The 26,176-nt window shown below is 62.9% G+C and carries 25 protein-coding genes; 19 read left to right on the top strand and 6 right to left on the bottom strand.

Features of this window, described 5'->3' with window-relative positions; translation table 11 throughout:
- The first annotated feature begins 17 nt into the window (after positions 1–17).
- Positions 18–1,412, top strand: a complete 1,395-nt coding sequence (locus tag HZR81_RS04120) for an amino acid permease (protein WP_500127404.1) — start codon at positions 18–20, stop codon at positions 1,410–1,412.
- Between the two features lie 218 nt (positions 1,413–1,630).
- Here HZR81_RS04120 and HZR81_RS04115 read toward each other — a convergent pair whose 3' ends face one another.
- Positions 1,631–2,764 carry an aminotransferase class V-fold PLP-dependent enzyme gene (locus HZR81_RS04115; RefSeq protein WP_500127403.1) on the bottom strand — a complete coding sequence of 378 codons (1,134 nt, stop codon included), beginning with the start codon at positions 2,762–2,764 and terminating at the stop codon, positions 1,631–1,633.
- A gap of 76 nt (positions 2,765–2,840) precedes the next feature.
- Here HZR81_RS04115 and HZR81_RS04110 point away from each other — a divergent pair, with 76 nt between their 5' ends.
- The 4 genes from HZR81_RS04110 (at position 2,841) to HZR81_RS04095 (ending at position 5,718) form a co-directional block, all read left to right on the top strand.
- A complete protein-coding gene (locus HZR81_RS04110) occupies positions 2,841–3,461 on the top strand; it encodes a TetR/AcrR family transcriptional regulator (protein WP_003299617.1) in 621 nt (206 codons plus the stop codon).
- Positions 3,462–3,482: 21 nt separating this feature from the next.
- Positions 3,483–4,379 (top strand): radical SAM protein, encoded by an 897-nt coding sequence (locus tag HZR81_RS04105; RefSeq protein ID WP_500127402.1) that lies wholly within the window; start codon positions 3,483–3,485, stop codon positions 4,377–4,379.
- 110 nt (positions 4,380–4,489) lie between these two features.
- Positions 4,490–5,101, top strand: a complete 612-nt coding sequence (locus tag HZR81_RS04100) for a DUF4823 domain-containing protein (RefSeq protein ID WP_500127401.1) — start codon at positions 4,490–4,492, stop codon at positions 5,099–5,101.
- Between the two features lie 50 nt (positions 5,102–5,151).
- Entirely contained in the window at positions 5,152–5,718 is a 567-nt protein-coding gene (locus tag HZR81_RS04095; RefSeq protein ID WP_152481456.1) for a DUF1285 domain-containing protein, read from the top strand.
- A 65-nt stretch (positions 5,719–5,783) separates the two neighbouring features.
- On the opposite strand, the gene HZR81_RS04090 is transcribed toward HZR81_RS04095, so the two are convergent.
- Positions 5,784–7,439: an electron transfer flavoprotein-ubiquinone oxidoreductase gene (locus HZR81_RS04090; protein WP_152481455.1), complete on the bottom strand. Its 1,656-nt coding sequence runs from the start codon at positions 7,437–7,439 to the stop codon at positions 5,784–5,786.
- Positions 7,440–7,769: 330 nt separating this feature from the next.
- Between HZR81_RS04090 and HZR81_RS04085 the strand changes: the two genes are divergently transcribed.
- From HZR81_RS04085 to HZR81_RS04055, 7 genes are all read left to right on the top strand, one after another.
- Positions 7,770–8,519, top strand: a complete 750-nt coding sequence (locus HZR81_RS04085; RefSeq protein WP_003299612.1) for an electron transfer flavoprotein subunit beta/FixA family protein — start codon at positions 7,770–7,772, stop codon at positions 8,517–8,519.
- Positions 8,520–9,449 (top strand): electron transfer flavoprotein subunit alpha/FixB family protein, encoded by a 930-nt coding sequence (locus HZR81_RS04080; protein ID WP_152481454.1) that lies wholly within the window; start codon positions 8,520–8,522, stop codon positions 9,447–9,449.
- Between the two features lie 123 nt (positions 9,450–9,572).
- Positions 9,573–10,397 carry a transporter substrate-binding domain-containing protein gene (locus HZR81_RS04075; protein ID WP_161611634.1) on the top strand — a complete coding sequence of 275 codons (825 nt, stop codon included), beginning with the start codon at positions 9,573–9,575 and terminating at the stop codon, positions 10,395–10,397.
- Between the two features lie 8 nt (positions 10,398–10,405).
- Complete coding sequence (locus HZR81_RS04070) at positions 10,406–10,762, top strand: DUF4398 domain-containing protein (RefSeq protein WP_063539870.1); 357 nt, start codon at positions 10,406–10,408, stop codon at positions 10,760–10,762.
- 14 nt (positions 10,763–10,776) lie between these two features.
- Positions 10,777–11,556: an OmpA family protein gene (locus HZR81_RS04065; protein ID WP_202633950.1), complete on the top strand. Its 780-nt coding sequence runs from the start codon at positions 10,777–10,779 to the stop codon at positions 11,554–11,556.
- Between the two features lie 110 nt (positions 11,557–11,666).
- Positions 11,667–13,097, top strand: coding sequence for an aminotransferase-like domain-containing protein (locus HZR81_RS04060; protein WP_500127400.1), 1,431 nt, complete (start codon positions 11,667–11,669; stop codon positions 13,095–13,097).
- Positions 13,098–13,133: 36 nt separating this feature from the next.
- Entirely contained in the window at positions 13,134–13,646 is a 513-nt protein-coding gene (locus HZR81_RS04055; RefSeq protein WP_500127399.1) for a hypothetical protein, read from the top strand.
- A gap of 19 nt (positions 13,647–13,665) precedes the next feature.
- Here the strand turns inward: HZR81_RS04055 and HZR81_RS04050 are convergent, their stop codons facing one another.
- A complete protein-coding gene (locus HZR81_RS04050; protein ID WP_500127398.1) occupies positions 13,666–16,233 on the bottom strand; it encodes a bifunctional diguanylate cyclase/phosphodiesterase in 2,568 nt (855 codons plus the stop codon).
- A gap of 114 nt (positions 16,234–16,347) precedes the next feature.
- Positions 16,348–16,515, bottom strand: coding sequence for a DUF2897 family protein (locus tag HZR81_RS04045; RefSeq protein ID WP_011913707.1), 168 nt, complete (start codon positions 16,513–16,515; stop codon positions 16,348–16,350).
- Positions 16,516–16,681: 166 nt separating this feature from the next.
- On the opposite strand from HZR81_RS04045, the gene pyrF reads away from it, so the two are divergent.
- Entirely contained in the window at positions 16,682–17,377 is a 696-nt protein-coding gene (gene pyrF / locus HZR81_RS04040) for an orotidine-5'-phosphate decarboxylase (RefSeq protein ID WP_500127397.1), read from the top strand.
- A gap of 63 nt (positions 17,378–17,440) precedes the next feature.
- Here pyrF and HZR81_RS04035 read toward each other — a convergent pair whose 3' ends face one another.
- Positions 17,441–18,445: an NADP-dependent oxidoreductase gene (locus HZR81_RS04035; protein ID WP_500127396.1), complete on the bottom strand. Its 1,005-nt coding sequence runs from the start codon at positions 18,443–18,445 to the stop codon at positions 17,441–17,443.
- Between the two features lie 217 nt (positions 18,446–18,662).
- On the opposite strand from HZR81_RS04035, the gene HZR81_RS04030 reads away from it, so the two are divergent.
- Positions 18,663–19,424: an SDR family oxidoreductase gene (locus HZR81_RS04030; RefSeq protein WP_500127395.1), complete on the top strand. Its 762-nt coding sequence runs from the start codon at positions 18,663–18,665 to the stop codon at positions 19,422–19,424.
- Positions 19,425–19,468: 44 nt separating this feature from the next.
- On the opposite strand, the gene HZR81_RS04025 is transcribed toward HZR81_RS04030, so the two are convergent.
- Complete coding sequence (locus HZR81_RS04025; RefSeq protein WP_500127394.1) at positions 19,469–20,656, bottom strand: benzoate/H(+) symporter BenE family transporter; 1,188 nt, start codon at positions 20,654–20,656, stop codon at positions 19,469–19,471.
- 242 nt (positions 20,657–20,898) lie between these two features.
- On the opposite strand from HZR81_RS04025, the gene fliE reads away from it, so the two are divergent.
- The 5 genes from fliE to fliI are packed head-to-tail and all read left to right on the top strand — an operon-like array spanning position 20,899 to position 26,175.
- The gene (gene fliE / locus HZR81_RS04020; protein ID WP_270053404.1) at positions 20,899–21,228 is read left to right on the top strand and encodes a flagellar hook-basal body complex protein FliE; all 330 of its coding nucleotides are present in this window, start codon (positions 20,899–20,901) and stop codon (positions 21,226–21,228) included.
- A gap of 13 nt (positions 21,229–21,241) precedes the next feature.
- Positions 21,242–23,026, top strand: a complete 1,785-nt coding sequence (fliF, locus tag HZR81_RS04015) for a flagellar basal-body MS-ring/collar protein FliF (RefSeq protein WP_500127393.1) — start codon at positions 21,242–21,244, stop codon at positions 23,024–23,026.
- The gene (gene fliG / locus HZR81_RS04010; protein WP_063539859.1) at positions 23,019–24,035 is read left to right on the top strand and encodes a flagellar motor switch protein FliG; all 1,017 of its coding nucleotides are present in this window, start codon (positions 23,019–23,021) and stop codon (positions 24,033–24,035) included. Before fliF ends, fliG begins: the two co-directional genes overlap by 8 nt.
- Before the next feature lie 18 nt (positions 24,036–24,053).
- Positions 24,054–24,827, top strand: a complete 774-nt coding sequence (gene fliH / locus HZR81_RS04005; protein WP_500127392.1) for a flagellar assembly protein FliH — start codon at positions 24,054–24,056, stop codon at positions 24,825–24,827.
- Positions 24,817–26,175 (top strand): flagellar protein export ATPase FliI, encoded by a 1,359-nt coding sequence (gene fliI / locus HZR81_RS04000; protein ID WP_133456683.1) that lies wholly within the window; start codon positions 24,817–24,819, stop codon positions 26,173–26,175. The genes fliH and fliI overlap by 11 nt, the downstream gene beginning before the upstream one ends.
- Position 26,176: the final 1 nt, after the last annotated feature.

Raw genomic sequence — 26,176 nt, 5'->3', positions numbered from 1 at the left:
ATCCGCAAGGTGGCGTAATGACCGCTGAGACGCTGCACACCGGGCCGTTGCAACGAGGCCTGAAAAACCGCCATATCCAGCTGATTGCCCTGGGCGGGGCGATCGGCACCGGCTTGTTCCTGGGTTCCGCCGGGGTGCTGAAGAGCGCCGGTCCGTCCATGATTCTGGGCTACGCCATCGGCGGTTTCATCGCCTTTCTGATCATGCGTCAGCTGGGGGAAATGATCGTCGAAGAACCGGTAGCCGGTTCCTTCAGTCATTTCGCGCACAAGTACTGGGGAGGCTACGCAGGCTTTCTGTCCGGCTGGAACTACTGGGTACTTTATGTGCTGGTGGGCATGGCAGAGCTGACCGCGGTGGGTAAGTACGTGCAGTTCTGGTGGCCGGACGTGCCCACCTGGGCGACTGCCGCGGCGTTCTTCGTACTGATCAATCTGATCAACCTGAGCAACGTGAAGGCGTTTGGTGAAACCGAGTTCTGGTTCGCCATCATCAAGGTCGCCGCCATCATCGGCATGATCCTGCTCGGATTGTTCCTGCTGGTGAGCGGGCAGGGCGGCGAGCAAGCGAGCATCAGCAATCTCTGGAGCCACGGCGGGTTCTTTCCCAACGGTTTCAGCGGCATGGTGCTGGCACTGGCGATCATCATGTTTTCCTTCGGTGGTCTGGAGCTGGTCGGCATCACGGCGGCAGAGGCGGCCGATCCGAAGACGGTGATACCGAAGGCGATCAATCAGGTCGTCTACCGCATCCTGATCTTCTATATCGGTGCTCTGACCGTGCTGCTGGCGCTCTATCCGTGGGATGCGCTGCTGCAGACGTTGGGGGCGGCGGGTGATCCCTACAGTGGCAGTCCCTTCGTCCAGATCTTCTCGCTGATCGGCAGCGATACGGCCGCGCATCTGCTCAATTTCGTGGTGCTCACCGCCGCGCTGTCGGTCTACAACAGTGGCGTGTATTGCAACAGCCGCATGCTCTACGGCCTGGCCGAACAGGGCGATGCGCCGCGCAGTCTGATGAAGATCAACGCTCGTGGTGTGCCCGTGCTCGCCATCGGCGTCTCGGCTGTGGTGACGCTGCTCTGCGTGCTGGTGAACTATCTGCTGCCACGGGGCGCGCTGGAGTTGTTGATGTCGCTGGTGGTTGCCGCACTGGTGATCAACTGGGCGATGATCAGCCTGGCCCATCTGAAATTCCGACGGGCAATGCAGCGCCAGGGTGTGGTACCGAGCTTCAAGGCGTTCTGGTTCCCGCTCAGCAATTACCTGTGCCTGGCCTTCGTCAGCGGTATCCTGGTGATCATGCTGTGGATTCCCGGCATTCGTCTGTCGGTGTTCGCCATTCCGTTCTGGGTCGGCTTCCTCTGGCTGTGTTTCCGGTTGCGGGCGCGTCTCGGTGCTGCGTCGACTTGATCGGCTTACGAGCGCGCAAAAAAAAAACCGGATTCCTGAGAAACCGGGCCAAGACCATTAGGAGTATGAAATCGCAATCCAGGCGACCTCATCTGGCCAGGCAGTGGGGGGATTGCCTAGCCAGTGACTCAAGTATTAACGCTGCATTAGCGGTCTGCTGGCGGATTTCCGGGCTTTTTAAACGCATTTGGAATACATGTCTCGCTGGCTGATCGCCGTCAGTGACTTGCCAGCTCATGCAGAAGCGCCAGGGTTTCATCGATGACGCGCTGCGGCGTGTAGAAGTGCGGAGAGAAGCGAATGCCGCCGCCACGCAAGGCGCAGACGACTTGCGCCGCCTTCAGCCGCTCGAAGAGCGCTGCATTGTCCCAGCCATGCAGGCGGAAGGTGAGGATGCCGGCCCGACGCTCGGCTGTTGTCGGCGACAGGATGTCGACCCCGCCCAGATCGCCTAATCCCCGACACAGCCATTCGACGCGTTCGTCGAGGGCTGCGGCGACCTGCTCCATGCCCACTTCCTCCAGCAGGGAAAGACTGGCCTCGAGCGCCATCGCCCCGAGCAGGTTGGGACTGCCGCATTCGAAGCGTCGTGCGCTGCGGGCCGGTTCCCAGTCCGTGCGATCATAATCGCCGGCGTGTTCCAGCATGTGCCAGCCGTACTCGTGCAGCTTCAGTTGATCGCGCAGGTCGCTCCGGCAATAGAAGACGCCGAGCCCCTCGGGGCCGAGCATCCACTTGTGGCCGTCGGCCATGGCGAAAGCGCAGCGATTCTGCTGGACATCGAAGGGCAGGGCGCCGAGCTGCTGGATCGCATCGATGCACAGCAGCACACCGCGCTGCTCGCAGCCTTCGCCCAGACGTGCAAGATCCAGGCGCAGGCCGCTGGCGTACTGCACCGCGCTGATCGCCATCAGTCGTACCCGCGGCCCGCAGGCCGCCAGCAGGTCGCCTTCCGGATCGGCACCCTTAAGGCTGACCTGAACGACCTCCACACCGAATGGCTGCAGCGCCTCCCAGACGACACGGTTGGAAGGAAATTCTTCATCGCTGATGACGATGCGATCACCGCTTTTCCAGTCCAGGCCAAAGGCGACAAACGACAGTGCTTCGGACGTGTTCTTGACCAGTGCTACGTCGGCGCTGGTCGGTGCGTTGAGCAGGCGCGTAAGGCGCTGGCGCAGGCTGCGCTCGACCGTAAGCCATTGCGGATAGTTACGTGCGCCGAGGGTGGCGTTCTGCTCGGCAAAGGCACTGACGGCACTGGCGGCTCGCCGAGGCCAGGGCGCGACGGCAGCATGGTTGAGATATCGCAAACCGACTATTTGCGGAAATTCGTCATTTATGTGAAACATCGCTGGATGCCCCGTGCATTTGATGACCGGTTAGGCATAATGGCTGCCTCGTTTTTTACCTCAAAGCAGCCTTCCTATGCAGAATGAACCTCGTAAGGTCCGCGAATTTCGTCGCCGCGAACAGGAAATCCTCGATACCGCGTTGCAGCTTTTTCTCGATCAGGGAGAGGACAGCGTTACGGTCGAGATGATTGCCGATGCGGTCGGCATCGGCAAAGGCACGATCTACAAGCACTTCAAGTCCAAGGCCGAAATCTACCTGCGCCTGATGCTCGACTACGAGCGCGACCTGAACCAGATCCTCCACTCTCCTGACCTGGACCGCGACAAGGAAGCGCTGTCGCGCGCCTACTTCGAGTTTCGCATGCGCGATCCGCAGCGTTATCGGCTGTTCGACCGCCTAGAGGAGAAAGTGGTCAAGGGCAACCAGGTGCCAGAGATGGTCGAGCAGTTGCACAGCATCCGCGCCTCCAACTTCGAACACCTGACCCAGCTGATCAAGGGCCGCATCGCCGAGGGCAAGCTGGAAGACGTCCCACCGTACTTCCACTATTGCGCCGCCTGGGCCTTGGTGCACGGAGCCGTGGCGCTGTATCACTCGCCGTTCTGGAGCAATGTGCTGGAAGATCAGGACGGCTTCTTCCAGTTCCTGATGGATATCGGTGTGCGCATGGGCAACAAGCGCAAGCGCGATTGATTGAGCGACGGGCAAGAACCGATGAGCATGCGCGATTTCCCCATCTGCTACATCGAGCCGGTTTTCCGGCCACCCAGCGAGGCGCACTCGCTGATCCTGCCGGTGACCAATGGCTGCTCCTGGAACGCCTGCACGTTCTGCGAGATGTACACCTCGCCGCAGAAGAAATTTCGCGCCCGCGATGAAGCCGAGGTGCTCGAGGAGATCCGCCGCTGCGGTGAGCAGCTGATCGTTCAGCGGGTGTTTCTGGCCGACGGCGATGCACTGGTGCTGCCGACCCGCAGGCTGCTGACGATCCTCGAGCAGATTCGTCAGTGCCTGCCGGAGGTGCAGAGGGTCTCCAGCTACTGCCTGCCGAGAAACCTGCGCAAAAAGTCGGTCGAGGAGTTGCGCGAGCTGGCGGACGCCGGGCTTGGCATGGCCTACGTCGGCGCCGAATCCGGCGACGACGAGGTGCTGGCGCGGGTCAACAAGGGCGAAACCTACGACTCGACCCTGAGTGCGCTGGACAAGCTCGGTCAGGCGGGAATTGCCCGTTCGGTGATGATTCTCAACGGTCTCGGTGGAAGGGCGCTGAGCCGGCAGCATGCGCGCAATTCCGCGCGTCTGATGAATGCGGCGCAGCCAGAGTTCCTTTCTACCCTGGTGGTCAGCTTCCCGCAGGGCGATGCGCGCTTTCGCGAGGGATACGGAAACTTCGAGCCGCTGACGCTGACTGACCTGCTCGTCGAACTGGAGTGGCTACTGGGCGATCTCGAATTGCGCGACACGGTTTTCCGCAGCGATCACGCGTCTAATTACCTGGTGCTCAAGGGCGCCCTGGGTGCCGACAAGCGGCGGCTGATGAGCCAGCTACGCGAGGCGATCGACGATCCCCGCAACGCGCCTTTGCGCCAGGAGTGGCAGCGCGGACTATGACCGCAGATGCGCGGGGTCGCCGTGAACTGCCGAAGAGCAATATGGCGTGGATGCTGCATTGCCGGTGCGATTGCCGGTTTTCCGTCGCCGGCCTCCTGGAGGATGAGTCCATGCGTTTCCTGTTAAGCGTGCCAGGTTTGCTGGCGCTGCTTGTCCTGGCTGGCTGCATGAAGGTCAGTGATATGGCCGAGGGTACCCGCTATCACCTTCGTGACGCCGGCATTCTTGACCACAGCGACACGCGTCGCTCCAGCTCATGGCGTCTGCAAGCGGATTCCTTCATCTATATCGCGCAGGGCCATTTCGTCCCGCCGGGTGACGTCTATCCACGGCCGAATGTGGTGGCGGAGGAGGCCTTCAACGGTTTCGTCGAATACTTCCCGCTGGTGCGCCGTGCTCGCGAGCCAGCCGGATTGGAGGAGGCCATGGCACAGGCCTCGGCGGTCGGGGCCCATTACCTTCTGTATCTGCGCTATGCGGCCGCAGATGATCGTATCGGTAGCTTTGACGAACTGAATGAGCAGCGCGCGCTGGATCGACTCGGCGTGGACTCCGGCGTGGTGCAACTGATGCTGATCGAGACGGGGACCCGCTATTTGGTCGACACCGCGCGTATTCGCAGCCGCGGAGGACTGTTGGGGATCTATGACACCCGGCCCGAGCATCTTCTGCGGCCACCGCTTGAGGACTATGCTCGTCGGTTGCTGGGTCTGTCACGCTGAGCGATGTGGCAGTATCGAAGCGGACATAGCTGCGAAGCGAGGAGATCTGGATGAACGATACAGGCAAGGCGGGCGACTTGCTGGCTCAGCTCTCGGCCAACGAGAAGAAGGGGCTGCCGCCGGTGCATTTGTGGAATCCACCGTTCTGCGGCGATCTCGACATGCGTATCGCGCGTGACGGTACCTGGTTTTACCAAGGCACGCCGATCGGGCGGCCGGCGATGGTTCGTCTGTTCTCCACGGTTATTCGACGCGACGGCGACGATTACTTCTTGGTCACGCCGGTGGAAAAGGTCGGCATCCAGGTCGAGGATGCACCCTTCGTCGCGGTGCGGCTGGACGTGAGTGGGGAGGGCGAAGCGCAGCTGCTCCGTTTCGTCACCAACGTCGACGATGTGGTGGAGGCCGGCCAGGAGCACCCGCTGCGCGTCAGCCTCGATCCGCAAACCCAAGAGCCGTCGCCGTACATTCATGTGCGCGCCAATCTCGAGGCGCTGATTCATCGCAACGTCTTCTATCAGTTGGTGGGCCTGGCTGTGCCCGGTGATGTAGAGGGTGAGAGCTGGCTCGGCGTATGGAGCGGCGGCGTGTTCTTTCCCATCGGCCGTGCCGAATAGTGATCGCTGTATTTCGGTGTCAGCACCGATAGAAAAAAGGCTCCCGAGGGAGCCTTTTTCGTTGCTTACATGTTGGGGTAGTTCGGCCCGCCGGTACCTTCCGGCGCGACCCAGGTGATGTTCTGCGCCGGATCCTTGATGTCGCAGGTCTTGCAGTGCACGCAGTTCTGCGCATTGATCTGGAAGCGCTTGCTGCCATCGTCGTTGCTGACCACTTCGTAGACGCCGGCCGGGCAGTAACGCTGTGCCGGCTCGTCGTACAGCGGCAGGTTCTTCTCGATCGGAATGCTCGGGTCGGCCAGCTTCAGGTGAACCGGCTGCTCTTCCTCGTGGTTGGTGTTGGAGAGGAATACCGAGGAGAGCTTGTCGAAGCTCAGCTTGCCGTCCGGCTTGGGATAGTCGATCTTCTTCGACTCTGCGGCCGTCTTGAGGCAGGCGTAGTCCGGCTTGGTGTCGTGCAAGGTGAAGGGGATCTTGCCACCGAAAATGTTCTGATCGATGAAGTTGAACGCGCCACCCTTGATTGCGCCCCACTTGTGAATGGCAGCGCCGAAGTTGCGGCTCTTGTACAGCTCATCGTACAGCCAGCTGGACTTGAAGCCCTCTTCGTACGCGGTCAGTTCGTCGCCACCTTCGCGTCCGGCCAGCAGTGCGTCCGCAGCGGCTTCGGCAGCCAGCATGCCGGACTTCATCGCCGTGTGGCTGCCCTTGATCTTGGCGAAGTTCAGGGTGCCGGCGTCGCAGCCGATCAGTGCACCGCCGTTGAATACCATTTTCGGCAGGCAGTTGATGCCGCCCTTGGCGATCGCACGTGCGCCATAGGAAACGCGCTTGCCGCCTTCCAGGTACTGCTTGATCACCGGATGGTGCTTGTAGCGCTGGAATTCGTCGAACGGCGACAGATACGGGTTGCTGTACGACAGGTCGACGATCAGGCCGACGACCACCTGGTTGTTTTCCAGGTGATAAAGGAAGGAGCCGCCGGTGTTATCGTCGTTCAGCGGCCAGCCCGCGGTGTGCACCACCAGACCCTGCTCGTGTTTGGCGGGGTCGATGTCCCAGAGTTCCTTGATGCCGATGGCGTAGTGCTGCGGGTCGACGTTGGCGTTGAGCTGGAAGCGGTTGATCAGCTGCTTGCCGATATGACCGCGGCAGCCTTCGGCGAACAGCGTGTACTTGGCGCGCAGTTCCATGCCGGGCGTGTACATGCCTTCCTTGGGATTGCCTTCGCGGTCGACGCCCAGGTCACCGGTGACGATACCGCGCACGATGCCGTTCTCGTCGATCAGCGCTTCCTGAGCGGCGAAGCCCGGGTAGATCTCGACACCCAGGTTCTCGGCCTGCTGGGCCAGCCAGCGGCACAGGTTGCCGAGGGAAATGATGTAGTTGCCTTCGTTGTGCATGGTCTTGGGAACCAGTGCATTGGGCAGCTTGCTGGCCGCTTCGGCGGTCTTCAGCAGGTAGATGTCGTCACGCTTGACCGGCGTGTTGAGCGGGGCGCCGAGTTCTTTCCAGTCGGGGAACAGTTCGTTCAGCGCGCGAGGTTCGAAGACCGCGCCGGACAGGATATGGGCACCTACTTCGGAGCCTTTCTCGACGACGCATACACTGATTTCCTGACCAGCGTCGGCGGCTTTTTGCTTCAGGCGGCAGGCTGCGGATAGGCCTGCAGGGCCGGCGCCGACGATGACAACGTCGAATTCCATGTATTCGCGTTCCATTAGGCTTTCTCCTACTCAGGGCTTGGTTGTTATATAAGTGGTGGAGGGCTGTGATCGGCCCCTGACCGAGCCGGGCCGGCGCATTATATATAGACGCTCGAATCGGTCCAATACAAACGTTTGTTTGAATTTTCTGGAAGCCTGTTAGAATCGCCCGAACCGCGTCGTTATGACGGGTCATATGCGTTGTTGACCCCGTCCGCGGCCTGCGGTCAAGATACGGACGGTTTGCACTCGCCGAACAGGGCAGCGGCTATCAAAACCCAAGCCACGAGCAAGGCTCGGTTCGCCTCGGCGGAATTCTATTCACCGGAGAGTAACGAGGAATCCATGAAGGTTCTTGTAGCTGTCAAACGAGTGGTCGATTACAACGTCAAGGTTCGCGTCAAGGCGGACAATTCCGGCGTTGACCTGGCCAACGTCAAGATGTCGATGAACCCCTTCTGCGAAATTGCCGTGGAAGAGGCAGTACGCCTGAAAGAGAAAGGCGTGGCGAGCGAAATCGTTGTCGTCTCCATCGGTCCGACCGCTGCCCAGGAGCAGCTGCGCACCGCGCTGGCGCTGGGCGCCGACCGTGCCGTGCTAGTCGAGTCCAACGACGAACTGAACTCCCTGGCGGTTGCCAAGCTGCTCAAGGCCGTGGTCGACAAGGAGCAGCCGCAGCTGGTCATCCTCGGAAAGCAGGCGATCGACAGCGACAACAACCAGACCGGCCAGATGCTCGGCGCGCTGACCGGCTATGCCCAGGGCACTTTCGCCTCCAAGGTGGAAGTGGCTGGCGACAAGGTCAACGTCACCCGCGAAATTGACGGCGGCCTGCAGACCGTCGCGCTGAACCTGCCGGCGATCGTCACCACCGACCTGCGTCTGAACGAGCCGCGCTACGCGTCGCTGCCGAACATCATGAAGGCCAAGAAGAAGCCGCTGGAAACGCTGACCCCGGATGCACTGGGCGTCACCACCACTTCCACCGTGAAGACCCTGAAAGTCGAAGCGCCGGCAGCCCGCAGCGCCGGTATCAAGGTCAAGTCCGTGGCTGAACTGGTCGAGAAACTGAAGAACGAGGCGAAGGTAATCTAAATGACTATCCTGGTTATCGCTGAACACAATAATGCCGTCCTCGCGGCCGCTACCCTGAATACCGTTGCTGCAGCAAAGGCCATCGGTGGTGACATCCACGTACTGGTCGCCGGCAGCGGCTGCGGTGCCATCGGCGAAGCAGTCGCGCAGATCGAAGGTGTGGCCAAGGTCCTGGTCGCTGACGACGCGGCTTACGCCAATCAGCTGCCGGAAAACGTCGCGCCGCTGATCGCCGACCTGGCCAAGAACTACAGCCACGTGCTGGCCGCTGCCACCACCAACGGCAAGAACTTCCTGCCGCGCGTTGCCGCTCAACTGGATGTCGATCAGATATCCGAGATCATCGCGGTTGAAAGCGCCGATACCTTCAAGCGTCCGATCTATGCCGGTAACGCCATCGCTACCGTGCAGTCCAGCGCTGCCATCAAGGTCATCACTGTGCGTGCGACCGGTTTCGATGCGGTGAATGCCACCGGTGGCTCGGCTGCGGTCGAGCAAGTCTCCGGTACTGGCGATGCCGGCAAGTCCGCTTTCGTTGGCGAAGAGCTGGCCAAGTCGGATCGTCCTGAGCTGACCGCTGCCAAGATCGTCGTTTCCGGCGGTCGCGGCATGCAGAACGGCGAGAACTTCAAGCACCTGTACTCGCTGGCCGACAAGCTCGGCGCCGCAGTCGGTGCCTCGCGTGCCGCGGTCGATGCCGGCTTCGTGCCGAACGACATGCAGGTCGGCCAGACCGGCAAGATCGTTGCGCCGCAGCTGTACATCGCGGTCGGTATCTCCGGTGCCATCCAGCACCTGGCAGGTATGAAGGACTCCAAGGTGATCGTTGCGATCAACAAGGACGAGGAAGCGCCGATCTTCCAGGTTGCCGACTACGGCCTGGTGGGCGATCTGTTCGAGATCGTGCCGGAGCTGGAAAAGCTGGTCTGAAGCTGATCGCTGTTGAAGAAACCCGCTCATGTAGCGGGTTTTTTCATGGGCGATCAGCGGGCTCGTCGGTGTACCATCGGCGTAACCGTTTCGCACCAGCTTTACCGCACTAAGAGGATATTCATGCGTTTCGCCTTTGCGTTGAAATCTGCGTTGATCGCGTTGGCCCTGGCGGCGCCGCTCACGGCAACGGCAGCGGGAAAATGTGATCGCCTGGTGGCAACCGGTGCGGCAGACAACCCGCCGTTTCTCTGGCGCGATCCGCAGAACCCCAAGCGCCTGGTGGGTGCCAACGCCGATCTGCTGGGGCAGATCGCCGACTCCCTCGGCTTGAAGCTGGAGCTGCTCTACACCGGCGATCGCATCAAGGCGCTCGATGAGGTACGCAGTGGACGCGTGGATGTCCTTGCCGATGCGACGCTGACGATCCAGCGACTGGAAGAACTGGACTTCATACATCCGGCCATCGTCCAGCTGCAAACCGTCGCATGGGTGCGTAATGAACCCGGTTTCTTCTACTCCAGCCGCGAAGACTTGCGAGGTCATCCTGGCGTGGTTGTCGCTGGCAGCCGTTATGGCAGCGAGTTCGACGCCTTCGCCAAGGCAAATCTGCAATTGCAGCAGGCGCCCGGGCTCGAGCAGGGGCTGCGGCAGTTGATCGAGGGTGATCGCCAGTACCTGTTGCATGAGCGTTACGGCACGATTGCCGCAGCTGACGCGTTGGGATTGCTGGACAAGGTGCAACGTTTGGATCCTCCGGTTGTTGGCCGTGACATGCATTTGGCGATTTCCCATGACTCGGCGTGCAACGATCCCTGGTTGCGCGGACAACTGGCGCGGAAAATGACAGAATTGCGCGCCGCCGGCGTGCCAGAGCAGTTGCTGGTGCACAACCTGACGGTGTGGAAGAACCAGCAGACTGGCCGTGGCAGCGCTTCGAAAAAATAGGATTCACCGTGAGACGACTACTTCCCTGTGCCCTTTCGTTGCCGCTGCTGGTTCTGCTGGGGTGTGCAAGTGACCCTGCTCCCGTGGCGCAGTTGCGCCTGACCGAAGAGGCTGTTGCCCAGGCCCGCTCGATCGAAACCGCTCTGGTCTACGAGGAACTGGTGCAGGCCGAGACCAAGTTGGCTGCTGCCCGCTCGGCGCTTGAGGCCGGCGAGAACCGTGAGGCGCGCCTGTTGGCCGAGCAGGCCGAGCTGGACGCCCGTCTGGCGGAGCTGCGCGTGCTCAGCGATCAGCGTGAGGCGCAGGTCGGCGATCTCAATCGGCGCATTCAGCGTCTACGGCAGCAGTTAGGAGACGTACGGTGACAGGGCGATTCGCAATGCTGCTGGCCGGGCTGGCGCTGGTCGGCTGCGCAAGCCAGGAAACCGAGCGGGCGATCGGCGAGGCCTCTGCCGCATTGCAGCGGATTGAGACCGATCCTGCCGTCCATCGCAGTGCGCCAAAGGATTTGCAGCGCGCGGTTGAAACCCTGCAACGATCCGAGCGCTTCAAAGAGTATTGGGGCGGTGCCGAGGATGCTCGCCATTACGCCTATCTCAGTCGGCGCTACAGCGAGATCGCCGAGCTGCAGGGCAAGCTGCTGCAACAGCAGGAGCGGGTGGCGCGGTTGGAAATGGAGCGGGACCGACTGCGGCGGATGTTGCAGGACGCCAGACTGATGACCGATGAACAGCAGGGGCGCTGGCTCGAAGACCAGCTGATGAGCCTGGCGGCGAGCGAGACCGACCGTGGCCAGGTCATGACGCTCGGTGACGTGCTTTTCAGTCCGGACAGTGCGGAGCTGAGCCATACGGCGAACCGAACCCTGCTCAAGCTCGTCCAGTTCCTGCAGCGCAACCCGCAGCGCAAGGTACGTATCGAGGGTTATAGCGACAGCCGTGGCGACCCGCAGGCGAATCTGGAACTGTCGCGCGCGCGGGCGCAGATGGTGGCTGATCTGTTGGTTAGCTTGGGAATCAGCGCCGAGCGTATCGAAGTTCGCGGTTACGGTGAGCAGTTTCCGCTGGCGGAAAACGCTTCGGCACGTGGCCGTGCGCAGAATCGCCGGGTCGAGATCCTGTTTTCCGACGGGGAAGGTAATCTCGCGCCCGATCGCTGAAATCGTGGGCTAGAGGCTGGACTGTTTCGCCCACATGCTGCGCAACTGTATTGGTCTGCTGGTGTTTCGCTGAGCTACTGTTACGGTTCAGTTGGCGGGAGACCGGTGAGATGACCAATCTGTTGCTCTATCAGCGCATTGCCCAGCAGCTCGCCGAGGATATCCGGCGCGGGGTGTATCGACCCGGCGAACGTGTGCCTTCGGTACGCAAGATGAGCCGGCAGCTGAGCGTCAGCCATGCGACCGTGCTCCAGGCCTACGCCAATCTCGAAGATCAGGGCATGATCAGGGCGCGCCCGCAGTCCGGCTTTTATGTCCACCAGACCCCGGTGCTCACCGCGCCGACACCCGATATCGCGCGGGTCGAGCGGCCCACGCTGGTCACGCGCAGCAGCATCATCAACCAGGTACTCAGCGAGTCCCGTCGCGAAGGGCTGATTCCGCTGGGTGCCGCCGTGCCGCATGTGGATTACCTGCCGGTCAGGGCGCTGCACCAGCAGCTGGCCAAGGTCACGCGCTTCCAGAGCCCGCGGGCGTTCAGCTACATGTTCAGTCCTGGCTATGAGCCGTTGCGCCGTCAGGTGGCGATCCGTATGCGCGACGCCGGTGTGGTGGTCGATCCCGGCGAGATCGTCATCACTCATGGTTGCGTCGATGCGCTGCAGATGTCGCTGCGGGTGCTGACGCGGCCAGGGGATCTGATTGCCGCTGAATCGCCGAGCTATTACGGTCTGCTGCAACTGGCGGATCTGCTGGGGCTCAAGGTCATCGAGATTCCCAGCGACCCGGATACCGGCATGAGCCTCGAGGCGCTGCAGCTGGCGGCAGGGCAATGGCCGATCAAGGCGTTGGTGCTCACGGCGCGGCTGAGCAATCCGCTGGGTGTGAGCATGCCCGACCATCGACAGAAGCAGCTGCTGAACCTGGCAGCACGGTTCGACATCCAGATCGTCGAGGACGATATCTACGGTGAGCTGATGTTCGAGCAGGACCAGTACAAGGCGCTCAAGTCCAATGACCGGGACGGGCGGGTCATCTACTGCTCGAGCTTTTCCAAGACGCTGTCCCCGGGCGTGCGTATCGGTTGGGTCATCGCAGGACGCCATCAACCGGAGATCGAGCGCCTGCAGACGTTCAGTACACACTCGGCCTGCAGCGTGACGCAGATGGCCGTGGCGGCGTACTTGGAGAACGGCGGCTATGACCGGCACCTGCGGGCGATCCGCCAAGAGTATCGCAAGAACCTCAGCGCCTTCCAGCTGGCGGTGCAGCGCTATTTCCCGGAAGGCACGCAGATGACGCGGCCCAAGGGCAACTTCATCCTCTGGGTCAGTCTGCCGGTGCGGGTCAATACCCAAGAGCTGCACGTGCGGGCGCTGGCGCAGGGCATCAGCATTGCGCCGGGGCTGATCTTCAGCAACACCGAGCAGTTCAACCACTGCATACGGCTCAACTGCGGTTTGCCTTGGAACCACGAGACCGAGCGCGCCTTGCGTACGCTCGGGCAACTGGCGTCGGAGCTGTGCCAGGACGCACAATAGGCGCTCCTGAGTCCTTCGCTGCGAGGAATGATGCCGATGTCGAGGCCGCTGTTTTTGTTGCTATTGTTGGCCTTGCTGAGTGGATGCGAGCGCGAGGAGCAAGCTCCGGAAGCCGAACGAGCAGCGCAAACGCCGCAGCAGTCGATATCAGAGCCCGTTGACGCGACAGAGGCGCCACCTGATCTGGAGGTCGAGGTGGCGCCTGTGAATCAGGCGGCGGAAGCTGAGCCGCCGCCTGTACAGATCGACATTCCTGAGCCTGAAGCTCCTCAGCCTGCCGCCCGATCGCGCCCTGCGCCGCCAAAGCAGCCGGAGAAGCCGGCCGAGGTCGAGCTTGTCGAGCCGGTGCTTGATCTGCGCTTGCCGGAAGAACTGGCCGAAGAGCTGGAACCGGCGCCTAGCAGCGAATCCATCCGCCTTCTGCCACCGCTTTTCGATACGGGGGAGCCGTCGCGATCGATGCAGATCGGCGGCCGCCTGATATCGGGCGAAGCCGAAGACGAGTCGTTGATCGAAGGTGCTGAAATCCAGTTCGAACTCAAGCGCTAAAGCTGCCCGGGCGCCGCGACTAGCGCTGGCGCTCCGCTGTGTACAGCATCCTGTGCAGCTCTTCGGCGGGCAATGGATGACTCATGTGGAAGCCTTGCACCTCCGTGCAGCCGTCGTCGGTCAGCAGGCGTAGCTGTTCTTCGGTTTCCACGCCCTCGGCCGTCACCCGCATCCGCAGGCCACGGCCCAGCTCGATCAGGGCGCGGACGATGGAGTGATCTTCGATGGACTGGCCGATGCCGGCGACAAAGCTATTGTCGATCTTGATCACGTCGAAGGGGTAGTGCCGCAAGGTGGTCAGGGATGAATAGCCGGTGCCGAAGTCGTCCACCGCGAGGCGAACACCCAGCGCCTTGATGCGCTTGAGCAACTCCAGGGTGTTCTGGGTTTCGCGCAGCAGTGCGCTCTCGGTCACCTCCAGTTCCAAGCGGTCGCCGGCAAGGCCGTTGTCCGCCAGTGCCTGGGTGATCTCTTCCAGCAGCCGATCATCATGCAGCTGAAGCGGTGAGAGATTGACCGATACCACCGTGTTGCCCGGCCAGCGCGCCGCCTGCTGGCAGGCCTGGCGCAGCACCCAGCGCCCGAGTGGGATGATCAACCCGGTTTCCTCGGCCAGCGGGATGAACTGCTCGGGCAGCAGCATGCCGCGCTGTGGGTGTTCCCAGCGCACCAGTGCCTCGGCGCCGATGATGTGCAGATCGTGGCTCTGGTAGCGCGGCTGATAATGCACCTCAAGCTGCTGTTCGGCGATCGCTACGCGCAGTTCCTCTTCGCGGCGCAGCCGTTCATGCAGGCGCTGATCCATCTCCTGGCCGTAGGCGCGCCATGTGCCTCTGCCGGCGTCCTTGGCCTGGTAGAGAGCGATGTCGGCACAGCGCAACAGTTCGTTGGCCTGGCTGGCGTCGCTCGGTGCCAGAGCCACGCCAATGCTGGCGCCGATGCTGATTTGCTGATCCTCGTAGGTGAATGGAGCGCTCAGCGCATCGATGATGCGGTTGCACAGCCGATCGATATCGTCGTCCTCGCCCATGCGATGGAGCACGACGACGAACTCGTCGCCACCCAGGCGCGCCACCAGGTCGCCGTCGCGGGTGCGCTCGCGCAGACGTGACGCGACACCGATCAGCACCTCGTCGCCGGCCGCATGGCCCAGGGTGTCGTTCACCGGTTTGAAGCGATCGAGGTCGATATACAGCAGCGTCAGGGTCGAGCCGCTACGCAGCGACGCGAGGTTCTGCTCGAGGTAGTCGCGCAGGCGGCTGCGGTTGGGCAGCCCGGTCAGTGCGTCATGCTGCGACAGGTATTGAACCCGCGCCTGTGCCCGGGTCTCCTCGGTGACGTCGCTGGCGGTCCCGCGGTAGCCGAGCAGCTTGCCATCGTGCCGGATGGTGCGCGCAGCCAGCCGGCAATAGCGCTCGCAGCCATCGGCGGCGCGGTAGCTGCTGCGCAGCGGTGCGCTGTGGGGCGCCTCGAGCCAGCTCTGCAGCGCGGCGCTGTCGGTGATCAGCAGCTCCAGCAGAGGTCGGCCCAGCCACTGCTTCGGTTGGTAGCCGGTGATCTGCTGGAAGCGGTTTGAGAGAAAGGTCAGGCGGGCCTGTTCGTCGGTTTCCCAGATCCAGTCGGAGGCAGCTTCTGCCACATCGCGGAAGCGTTCCTCGCTCTCGGCCAGCGCACTGCGGCTGGAGGCGAGCCGTGCATAGCTGACGTCGAGCAGGTGCACGACACGCAGCGCATGGCGTACCAGCAGCCAGGCGAGCAGCCCAAGACCGAGCGCCACGGCGGTGAGAACGGGCAGGGTGACCAGAAGCAGCAGGCGCCCCGGCTTTGCCGCCGTCCAGGTGAGGTGAACGGGCGTTCCATCCTCCAGCGCCTGGCTGATGATCGGTCCAGCCTGGGCCGATGGATCGGCAAGCAGCTGCAGTTTGTGCACGGCGTACTGCTCGCCGATTGCCTCCAGTCGTGCGGCGTCGAGCAGATCGACGAAGACCAGAGTGGAAGGCGGCCCTTCGTGTTCTTCGATATTCGTGCCGCCAGTGGTCAGCGAGGCAGCGGCAACCAGAGCAGGCTGCCCTTCAGCCCAGAGCAGGGTCGAGGCGCCTGCGTCATCTTCGGCGGCCTCGCGGGCCCGTGCCAGCAGTTCGGGCAAGCCGTGTTGCAGATACTGGAAAGCATCCACCGGCTGCAGCTTGCCCCGGATGACCGCATACGAGGTAGTGCCCGCCGGGGTGATCACCAGCACTGCGTCGTAGCCGAAGTCCTTGTACAGCGAAGGGCCAAGATTGGCCTGCGTGAATGCCCAGTTCACGTCGACCTGCTGATTGAGGTGCACGTACGCGTCGCCCCAGAAGGCGTAGTCAACGATGGAGCGGTTCATCCATTCGTACTGTGCCTGCAGCGCCTTGCCAGCGAGAAAGCGGCTCTGTTGCAGGGCGTCCTGGTCGATCTTGCGGGCGATATGAACGACCGCGAAAGCGGCCGCGACGATTGCCGCCACCAGCAGCGCGACCATGCCGGGGAGAATGCGACGGGCAAAGATCGCCTTGGCCTTCGGGTTGGTCGGGCCGTCAACGGGGAGGGGAGATTGCATTAAGAAAGTCCTGCCAGAACTGCATGATCGCGGCAAACAGGCATAGTGCCACTATTGAGTGCGGCGGGCATCTGTAAACGTCAGCCGGTACCTGCGCCAGGCATCGGTCGGCGCTCAGCGGTCGCGCGACTCCTGTGCGTCGGCCTCGGCATTGCGCTGGGCAATACGCTTCTTCTGCTCGTCGGTGAGCGGAATTTTCCGGGCCGTGGAGCGCAACATCAACAGACTGCCGACGATCGAGCCGAGCGCGACGACCAGAATCAGCCAGAAATACCAGGGCATGGGTTCCTCCAGGCAGGCGAGCGGTGGGTGGGTTCACGCACTTTACTTGGGTGCGCCCGAGCGGTCACCGTTTTGCTGATCATGCCTGTTTGGACCCTGCGCCGAGGCTTTCGTCGCATGGGACATTTTCTGCGACAATGCGCGCCGAATTTCTCGAGGACATGCCATGACCTGCCAGACTCCGATTATCGTAGCGCTCGACTTCCCCTCCCGCGATGCCGCACTGGCATTGGCCAGGCAGCTCGATCCGCGGCTGTGTCGGGTGAAGGTCGGCAAGGAGCTGTTCACCCGTTGCGGGCCTGCGATCGTCGAGGAGTTGCAGGCGATGGGTTTCGAAGTGTTCCTCGATCTCAAGTTTCACGACATCCCCAACACCACGGCCATGGCGGTAAAAGCTGCCGCCGAGCTCGGCGTGTGGATGGTCAACGTGCATTGTTCTGGTGGCCTGCGGATGATGGCAGCCTGTCGCGAAACCCTGGCTGGCATGACCGGGCCCGCGCCGCTGCTGATCGGCGTCACGGTGCTGACCAGCATGGAACAGGCCGATCTCGCCGGCATCGGCCTGGATATCGCCCCGCAGGAGCAGGTGCTGCGTCTGGCCGGTCTGGCCTCGCAGGCAGGCCTGGATGGGTTGGTCTGTTCGGCGCAGGAGGCTGTGCCGCTGAAAGCACAGTTCCCGGAGCTGCAGCTGGTCACCCCGGGCATTCGGCCGGCCGGCAGTGCCCAGGACGATCAGCGCCGCATCCTGACTCCGGCTCAGGCCATGGCGGCGGGGTCCGATTATCTGGTGATCGGTCGCCCGATCAGCCAGGCCGCGGACCCGGCGAGCGCGCTGGCCAATGTGGTCGCCGAGCTGGGTTAAGCGCAAACGAAAAAAGGCTGAGCCCCATGCAGGCTCGGCCTTTTTAGCCTCCGGGGTCTATGTTTAGCTGACCTTGAGCACAAGTTTGCCGAAGTTGCCGCCGGTGAACAGCTTCATCAGCGTTTCCGGGAAAGTCTGCAGTCCCTCGATCACGTCCTCCTTGCTCTTCAGTTGGCCGCTGGCGAGCCACTCGGCCATATCGCGTATCGCTTCCGGGTAGCGCGACACATAATCGGTCACCACCATGCCTTCCATCCGTGCGCGGTTGACCAGCAGCGACAGGTAGTTGGACGGCCCTTTTACCGCCTCCTTGTTGTTGTACTGGCTGATGGCGCCGCAGATCACTACCCGCGCGCCGACGCTGAGGCGCTGCAGCACCGTGTCGAGGATGTCGCCACCGACGTTGTCGAAGTACACGTCCACGCCTTTCGGGCACTCACGCTTGAGCGCCGCGGCCAGGTCCTCGTTCTTGTAGTCGATGGCGCCATCGAAGCCGAGCTTCTCGGTGAGGAACCGGCACTTGTCCGCGCCGCCAGCGATGCCGACCACGCGGCAGCCCTTGATCTTCGCGATCTGCCCGGCAATGCTGCCGACCGCGCCGGCGGCCCCGGAGATCACCACGGTCTCGCCGGCTTTGGGCTGGCCGACCGAGAGCAGCGCGAAGTAGGCGGTCATGCCGGTCATGCCCAGCGCTGACAGATAGCGCGGCAGCGGTGCCTGCTGCGGGTCGACCTTGTAGAAGCCCTTCGGCTCGCCAAGGTAGTACGCCTGCACGCCCAGGGCGCCGTTGACGTAATCACCTTCCTTGTAATCGGGATGCTGCGAGGCGATCACCCTGCCCACGCCCAGTGCACGCATCACCTCGCCGATGCCCACCGGCGGGATGTAGGACTTGGCGTCGTTCATCCAGCCACGCATGGCCGGATCGATGGACAGATACTCGACCTGGACCAGAATCTGATTCGGTCCAGGCTCGCCCAGCGGTTTCTCGACGAACTCGAAGGTCTCGCGGGTCGGTGCACCGACAGGTCGCTGGGCGAGCAGGAATTGCTGGTTGAGCAGGGTCATGAACGTTTGCCTCGTAGTTGCGAAAGGTTTGGTGTAGCTCGCCCGGCGCGCAGCTGCAAGGAACGTCGGAGCGCTGGAATGCACAGGCATCCACTTCGGTGATATGACCGCGGCGGCGGTGAAATGCCCGTACGCATGAGGGTATAAGTCTGACCGGGACGCTTGGCGTGGTCATTTCAGGCACAAAGCGAGTCGAAAATCTTCGGGAAGAACAATCATGAGCATGACATTCTCCGGTCAGGTCGCCCTGGTGACGGGCGCGGCGGCCGGCATCGGTCGCGCCACGGCACTGGCTTTCGCCCAGCAGGGCCTCAAGGTGGTGCTGGCGGACATCGACGAAGCGGGTATCCGCGACGGTGCCGAAATCATCCGCGCCGCCGGTGGCGAGGCGATCGCCGTTCGTTGTGATGTGACCCGCGATGAGCAGGTCAAGGCGCTGATCGAGCAGACGCTGGCGCAGTTCGGCCGGCTCGATTACGCGTTCAACAACGCCGGCATCGAGATCGAGCAGGGCCGTCTGGCCGAAGGCAGCGAGGCTGAGTTCGACGCGATCATGGGCGTCAACGTCAAGGGCGTCTGGCTGTGCATGAAGCATCAGCTGCCGGTGATGCTGGCCCAGGGCGGCGGCGCGATCGTCAATACCGCATCGGTCGCCGGGCTCGGCGCTGCGCCGAAGATGAGCATCTACGCCGCGTCCAAGCATGCGGTGATCGGCCTGACCAAGTCGGCGGCGATCGAGTACGCCAAGAAGCAGATTCGCGTGAACGCCGTCTGCCCGGCCGTGATCGATACCGACATGTTCCGCCGCGCCTACGAGGCGGACCCGCGCAAGGCGGAGTTCGCTGCCGCCATGCATCCGGTCGGGCGCATCGGCAAGGTCGACGAAATCGCCGCGGCCGTGCTCTACCTATGCAGTGACGGCGCCGCGTTCACGACCGGCCACTCGTTGGCGGTGGATGGGGGGGCGACGGCAATCTGAGGGCGCGCCCGGTGTCTCGCCGGGCACCCTTTCTTCTGCGCCGCTCAGCTGCGGCGGCGCAGAATCAGCAGGGCGATTACCCCTGCGATCAATCCCCACAACGCAGCTCCGATGCCAAACAGCGTCAGGCCCGAAGCCGTGACCATAAAGGTGATCAGCGCCGCTTCCCGCTCGTCGGGCTGCTGCATCGCCTGGGTCAGCCCGGAGCCGATCGAGCCGAGCAGGGCAAGCGCCGCGATGGACAACACCAGCGCCGCCGGAAACGCCGCGAACAATGCCGCCAGCGTCGCGCCGAAGATGCCGGCAATGCCGTAGAACACGCCGCACCAGGCCGCGGCGGTGTAGCGTTTCTGTGGATCGGGATGTGCTTCGGGGCCGGCACAGATCGCCATGGTGATCGCTGCCAGGTGAATGCCGTGGGAGCCGAACGGGGCCAGCAATACCGAAGCGATGCCGGTCGTGGAGATCAGCGGGGAGGCTGGCACCTGATAGCCTTCGGCGCGCAGCACGGCCAGCCCCGGCATGTTCTGCGAGGCCATGGCGATGACGAACAGCGGAATGCCGATGCTGAAGATGGCGGCGAAGGAAAACGCCGGCGTGGTCCACACCGGCACGGCTACCTGCAGGCTGAAGCGCTGGAAATCCAGCAGGCCAGAGACGCCGGCGATCAGGCAGCCGACTACCAGGGCGGCCAGTACGGCGAAGCGCGGCTGCATCCGCTTGGCCAGCAGGTAAGTGAAGAACATCCCGAGCACGAGCACCGGTTGAACGCCAACGGCGCGGAATATTTCGCTGCCGATATTGAACAGCACCCCAGCCAGCAGAGCGGCGGCCAGGGAAGCCGGCACTCGACGCATCAGGCGATCGAAGCTGCCAGTCAGGCCGCTCAATGCGATCAGCACCGAGGCGAAAATGAACGCGCCAATGGCTTCGGCATAGGGAACCCCAGGCAGGCTGGTAATCAGCAGCGCCGCGCCCGGCGTCGACCAGGCGATCACCACTGGCGTTCGATAGCGCAGCGACAGGCCGATGCTGCAGATGGCCATGCCGATCGACAGTGCCCAGATCCATGACGAGATCTGCGCCTCGCTCAGCCCGGCCGCCTGGCCTGCCTGGAACATCAGCACCAGCGAGCTGGTATAGCCGGTGAGCATGGCGACGAAGCCGGCAACGACGGTGGAGGGCGAGCTGTCGCTCAGAGGGCGCAGGGCGATGCGGCTGGTTTCATTCATTCTTGCTCTTCTATTTATCGAGATTGCAAAGGGACGCTGCCATCCGGCTCATCGCTAGCCTATTGGGCAGTACTGGTGGGCGTCCCGGTACAGCCACGGGTGCATTGGACGTAACAGTCGTCGCCCGTGTCCATGCAACCCATCGCCACGCGGAATGGCGCATGGGGTTCTGGCACCCTTGTTGCTATCTAGTCAGTGCTCGCCGCGATGCGTCAAAAAAACCGCGGCTGTTGGAGGATTAGATGAGTCAGGGTGTCCAATTCAATCGCTTGATGCTGGAAATGCGGGCCATGCAGACCGATGCCATGGCGCGCACCAAGCCGGAGATGCAGACCCAGGAGGTCGGCGCGCCGAGCTTTTCCGACATGCTCGGCCAGGCGGTGAACAAGGTACACGAAACCCAGCAGGCTTCGAGCCAGCTCGCGTCAGCTTTCGAGATGGGGCAGGGCGGCGTCGACCTGACCGAAGTGATGATCGCCTCGCAAAAGGCCAGCGTTTCCTTTCAGGCCATGACCCAGGTACGTAACAAACTGGTTCAGGCCTACCAAGACATCATGCAGATGCCGGTGTGAGGCGGATTGAATCATGGCTGAAGCGGTGAGCAACGTTCCGGTACCAGCTACCCCCGAAGTTGGCAAGAAGCCCTTGCTGGGACTGTCGTTCCTGGAGAATCTCTCGGAAATGTCCATGCTGCGGCAGGTCGGCCTGTTGGTCGGACTGGCGGCCAGTGTGGCCATCGGTTTTGCCGTGGTGCTCTGGTCGCAGCAGCCCGATTACCGCCCACTGCTCGGCAGTCTGGCCGGGATGGACGCGAATCAGGTGATGGAGACGCTTGCCGCGGCGGACATCGCCTATACCGTCGAACCCAATTCCGGCGCGTTGCTGGTCAAGGCCAATGACCTGGCGCGTGCGCGCCTGAAACTTGCAGGCGCCGGCATCGCCCCGGCCGATAGCAACATCGGCTTCGAAATCCTCGACAAGGACCAGGGGCTGGGTACCAGCCAGTTCATGGAGGCGACCCGCTACCGGCGCGGCCTCGAGGGCGAACTGGGGCGCACCATTTCCAGCCTGAACAACGTCAAGGGTGCCCGCGTGCACCTGGCCATCCCGAAGAGCTCGGTATTCGTGCGCGACGAGCGCAAGCCCAGCGCCTCGGTACTGGTGGAACTCTATCCGGGGCGCGCGCTGGAGCCGAGCCAGGTGATGGCGATCATCAACCTGGTCGCCACCAGCGTGCCGGAGCTCAGCAAGTCGCAGATCACTGTGGTGGACCAGAAGGGCAACCTGCTGTCCGACCAGCAGGAGCTGTCCGAGCTGACCATGGCGGGCAAGCAGTTCGACTATAGCCGCCGCATGGAGAGTCTCTATACCCAGCGCGTGCACAACATTCTGCAGCCGGTGCTCGGTAGCGGTCGCTACAAGGCCGAGGTTTCGGCGGACGTGGATTTCAGTGCGGTCGAGTCCACATCGGAAACCTTCAATCCGGACCAGCCGGCGCTGCGCAGCGAGCAAAGCGTCAACGAACAACGCCAGAGCAGCCTGCCGCCGCAGGGCGTACCCGGAGCCCTGAGCAACCAGCCACCGGGTCCGGCGACAGCACCGGAGCAGGCCAGCCAGGCCGCTGCCGCCGCTGGTGCCGTCGCCCCTGGCCAGCCGCTGCTCGACGCCAATGGCCAGCAGATCATGGATCCGGTAACCGGGCAGCCGATGCTGGCGCCGTTCCCGGCCGACAAACGCGAGCAGGCCACCCGCAACTACGAGCTCGATCGCTCCATCAGCTACACCAAGCAGCAGCAGGGCCGCCTGCGCCGGCTGTCGGTTGCCGTCGTGGTCGATGACCAGATGACGCTCAATGCGGCCGGCGAGATGGTTCGCGTGCCCTGGAACGCCGATGACCTGGCGCGCTTCACCCGTCTGGTGCAGGACGCGGTGGGCTTCGATGCCAGCCGTGGTGACAGCGTCAGCGTGATCAACACCGCGTTCGTCGCCGACAGCGCCGGAGAGACCTTCGAAGAGATACCGTTCTACTCGCAGCCCTGGTTCTGGGATGTGGTCAAACAGGTGCTCGGCGTGCTGTTCATCCTGGTGTTGGTGTTCGGCGTACTGCGCCCGGTGCTCAAGAGCCTGACCAACCCCTCGGCTGGCAAGGAACTGCAGGTCGCCAGCGGTCCGGGCGAACTGGGTGACGATGATGGACTCGATTCCGGCCTGGCCAGCGACCGGGTCAGCCTGAGCGGCCCGCAGAACATTCTGCTGCCGAGCCCCAGCGAGGGATATGAAGCCCAGCTGAACGCGATCAAGAACCTTGTGGCCGATGACCCGGGACGGGTAGCCCAGGTGGTGAAAGAGTGGATCAACGCCGATGAATGACAATCGAGTTCAAGCCAAGCTCAACAAGGTCGACAAGGCCGCCATCCTCCTGCTCTCGCTGGGTGAGACCGACGCGGCCCAGGTGCTGCGCCACCTCGGGCCGAAAGAAGTGCAGCGCGTCGGTACGGCCATGGCGCAGATGCGCAACGTGCAGAAGGCGCAGATCGAACAGGTGATGAGCGAGTTCGTCGAAATCGTCGGCGACCAGACCAGTCTCGGCGTCGGCTCCGATGGCTATATCCGCAAGATGCTCACTCAGGCGCTGGGCGAGGACAAGGCCGGCGGGCTGATCGACCGCATCCTGCTGGGCGGCAATACCAGTGGCCTGGACAGCCTGAAGTGGATGGAGCCGCGCGCCGTGGCCGATGTAATCCGCTACGAGCACCCGCAGATCCAGGCCATCGTGGTGGCCTATCTCGACCCGGACCAGGCCGGCGAGGTGCTCTCGCACTTCGATCACAAGGTGCGGCTGGACATCGTCCTGCGCGTGTCGTCGCTGAACACCGTTCAGCCCGCCGCATTGAAAGAGCTGAACCTGATCCTGGAGAAACAGTTCTCCGGCAACACCAACACCAGCCGCGCCAGCCTGGGCGGCGTGAAGCGTGCGGCCGATATCATGAACTACCTGGACAGCTCCATCGAAGGCCAGCTGATGGATGCGATTCGCGATGTGGACGAGGACCTGTCCAGCCAGATCGAGGACCTGATGTTCGTCTTCGACAACCTGGCCGACGTCGACGACCGTGGCATCCAGGTGCTGCTGCGTGAGGTATCCTCCGACGTGCTGGTGATGGCGCTCAAGGGCGCCGACGACGGCATCAAGGAAAAGGTCTTCAAGAACATGTCCAAGCGCGCTGGTGAACTGCTGCGCGACGATCTCGAAGCCAAGGGGCCGGTGCGCGTCAGCGACGTGGAAAACGCCCAGAAGGAAATTCTCACCATTGCTCGTCGCATGGCCGAAGCCGGGGAGATCGTTCTCGGCTCCAAGGGCGGCGAAGAGATGATCTGACAGGACAGCACTGCATAGATGGCGAAGGACAACCCCAGCGACCTCATTCGCGCGAAAGACGTCAGTCTGTTCGATCGCTGGTCATTGCCCAGCTTCGACCCGCAGGGTGAAGAGGAACCGCCTGCGAAGCCGAACGTCGACGAGCCAGTCGAAGAGTTGGCGCGCAGTGAGGATGTGCCGGTCGAGGAAGTCAAACCGCTGACGCTCGATGAGCTCGAGGCGATTCGCCAGCAGGCTTATAACGAAGGCTTTGCCACCGGTGAAAAGGATGGTTTCCACGCGGGCCAGCTCAAGGCTCGTCAGGAAGCCGAGGCCGCTTTGGCGCCACGCCTGGAAAGCCTTGAGCGGTTGATGACACAGTTGCTCGATCCGATCGCCGATCAGGATCGCAATCTCGAGCACGCCATGGCGACCCTGGTCAGCCACATGGCCCGGGAAGTGATCCAGCGTGATCTGCTGATCGATTCCAGCCAGATTCGTCAGGTGCTGCGCGAGGCGCTGAAGTTGCTGCCCATGGGGGCCAGCAACGTGCGTATCCATGTCAACCCGCAGGACTTCGAACTGATCAAGGCGTTGCGCGAACGCCACGAGGAAAGCTGGCGGATTCTCGAGGACAGCAGTCTGTTACCGGGCGGCTGCCACATCGAAACCGAGCACAGCCGCATCGATGCCAGTATCGAAACGCGTCTGACCCAGGCCATCAAGCAGCTCTTCGAACAGCAGCGGGAGAATGCGACCCATCCGCCGGCGGCTGATCTGACTATCGACCTGGATGTGTCCGATGCGCCTTGAGCGAACCAGCTTCGCCAAACGTCTCGAAGCCTACGGTGACGCGATCAAGCTGGCCAGCCAGCCGCTGCTGGAGGGCCGCCTGCTGCGCATGGTCGGCCTGACCCTGGAGGCCGAGGGGCTGCGTGCGGCGGTCGGCAGCCGCTGCCTGGTGATCAACGACGACAGCTATCACCCCACCGAGGTCGAGGCCGAGGTGATGGGTTTTTCCAGTGGCAAGCTGTATCTGATGCCGGTCGGCAGCCTGGCCGGTATCGCCCCTGGCGCGCGTGTAGTGCCGCTGGTCAACACCGGACGTCTGCCCATGGGCATGTCGATGCTCGGCCGGGTGCTGGACGGAGCAGGGCGTGCCCTGGACGGCAAGGGCGGCATGAAAGCCGAGGACTGGGTACCGATGGACGGCCCGGTGATCAATCCGCTCAAGCGTCACCCGATCAGCGAGCCGCTGGATGTCGGCATCCGCAGTATCAACGGGCTGCTCACGGTGGGGCGCGGCCAGCGTCTCGGTCTGTTCGCCGGTACCGGTGTCGGCAAGTCGGTATTGCTGGGCATGATGACCCGCTTCACCGAAGCCGACATCATCGTGGTCGGGCTGATCGGCGAACGCGGTCGCGAGGTCAAGGAGTTCATCGAAAACATCCTTGGTGAAGAAAGCATCAAACGTTCGGTAGTGGTCGCGTCGCCGGCCGACGAAGCGCCGCTGATGCGCCTGCGTGCCGCGCAGTACTGCACGCGTATCGCCGAGTATTTTCGCGACAAGGGCAAGAACGTACTGCTGCTGATGGATTCGCTGACCCGCTATGCCCAGGCCCAGCGTGAAATCGCCCTCGCCATCGGCGAGCCGCCGGCTACCAAGGGCTACCCGCCATCGGTGTTCGCCAAGCTGCCCAGCCTGGTTGAGCGCGCCGGCAATGCCGAGCAGGGTGGCGGCTCGATCACGGCGTTCTACACGGTGCTGTCCGAAGGCGATGACCAACAGGATCCGATCGCTGATGCTGCTCGCGGTGTGCTCGATGGGCACATCGTGTTGTCGCGTCGCCTGGCCGAGGAAGGCCACTATCCGGCTATCGACATCGAGGCTTCCATCAGCCGTGTAATGCCACAGGTGGTGGGCGCCGAGCACGTTCGCGCCTCGCAGCGCTTCAAGCAGCTCTGGTCTCGTTATCAGCAGAGTCGCGACCTGATCAGTGTCGGCGCCTATGTGCCGGGCGGCGATCCAGAAACGGATATGGCTATCGCGCGGCAGGCCGAGATGGTCAGCTACCTGCGCCAGGGACTTGACGAGAGTGAGGACCTGGCGCGCAGCTCGGCGCATCTTGCAGCGGTCTTCGCCGCGCGGCAAGGCGGCTAAT

It is taken from the genome of Pseudomonas sp. LM13, from assembly GCF_041381355.1.
GTDB lineage: Bacteria > Pseudomonadota > Gammaproteobacteria > Pseudomonadales > Pseudomonadaceae > Stutzerimonas > Stutzerimonas frequens.
The sequence above is the reverse complement of the archived record's forward strand: the minus strand, read 5'-3'. Positions and strand labels throughout refer to the sequence as shown.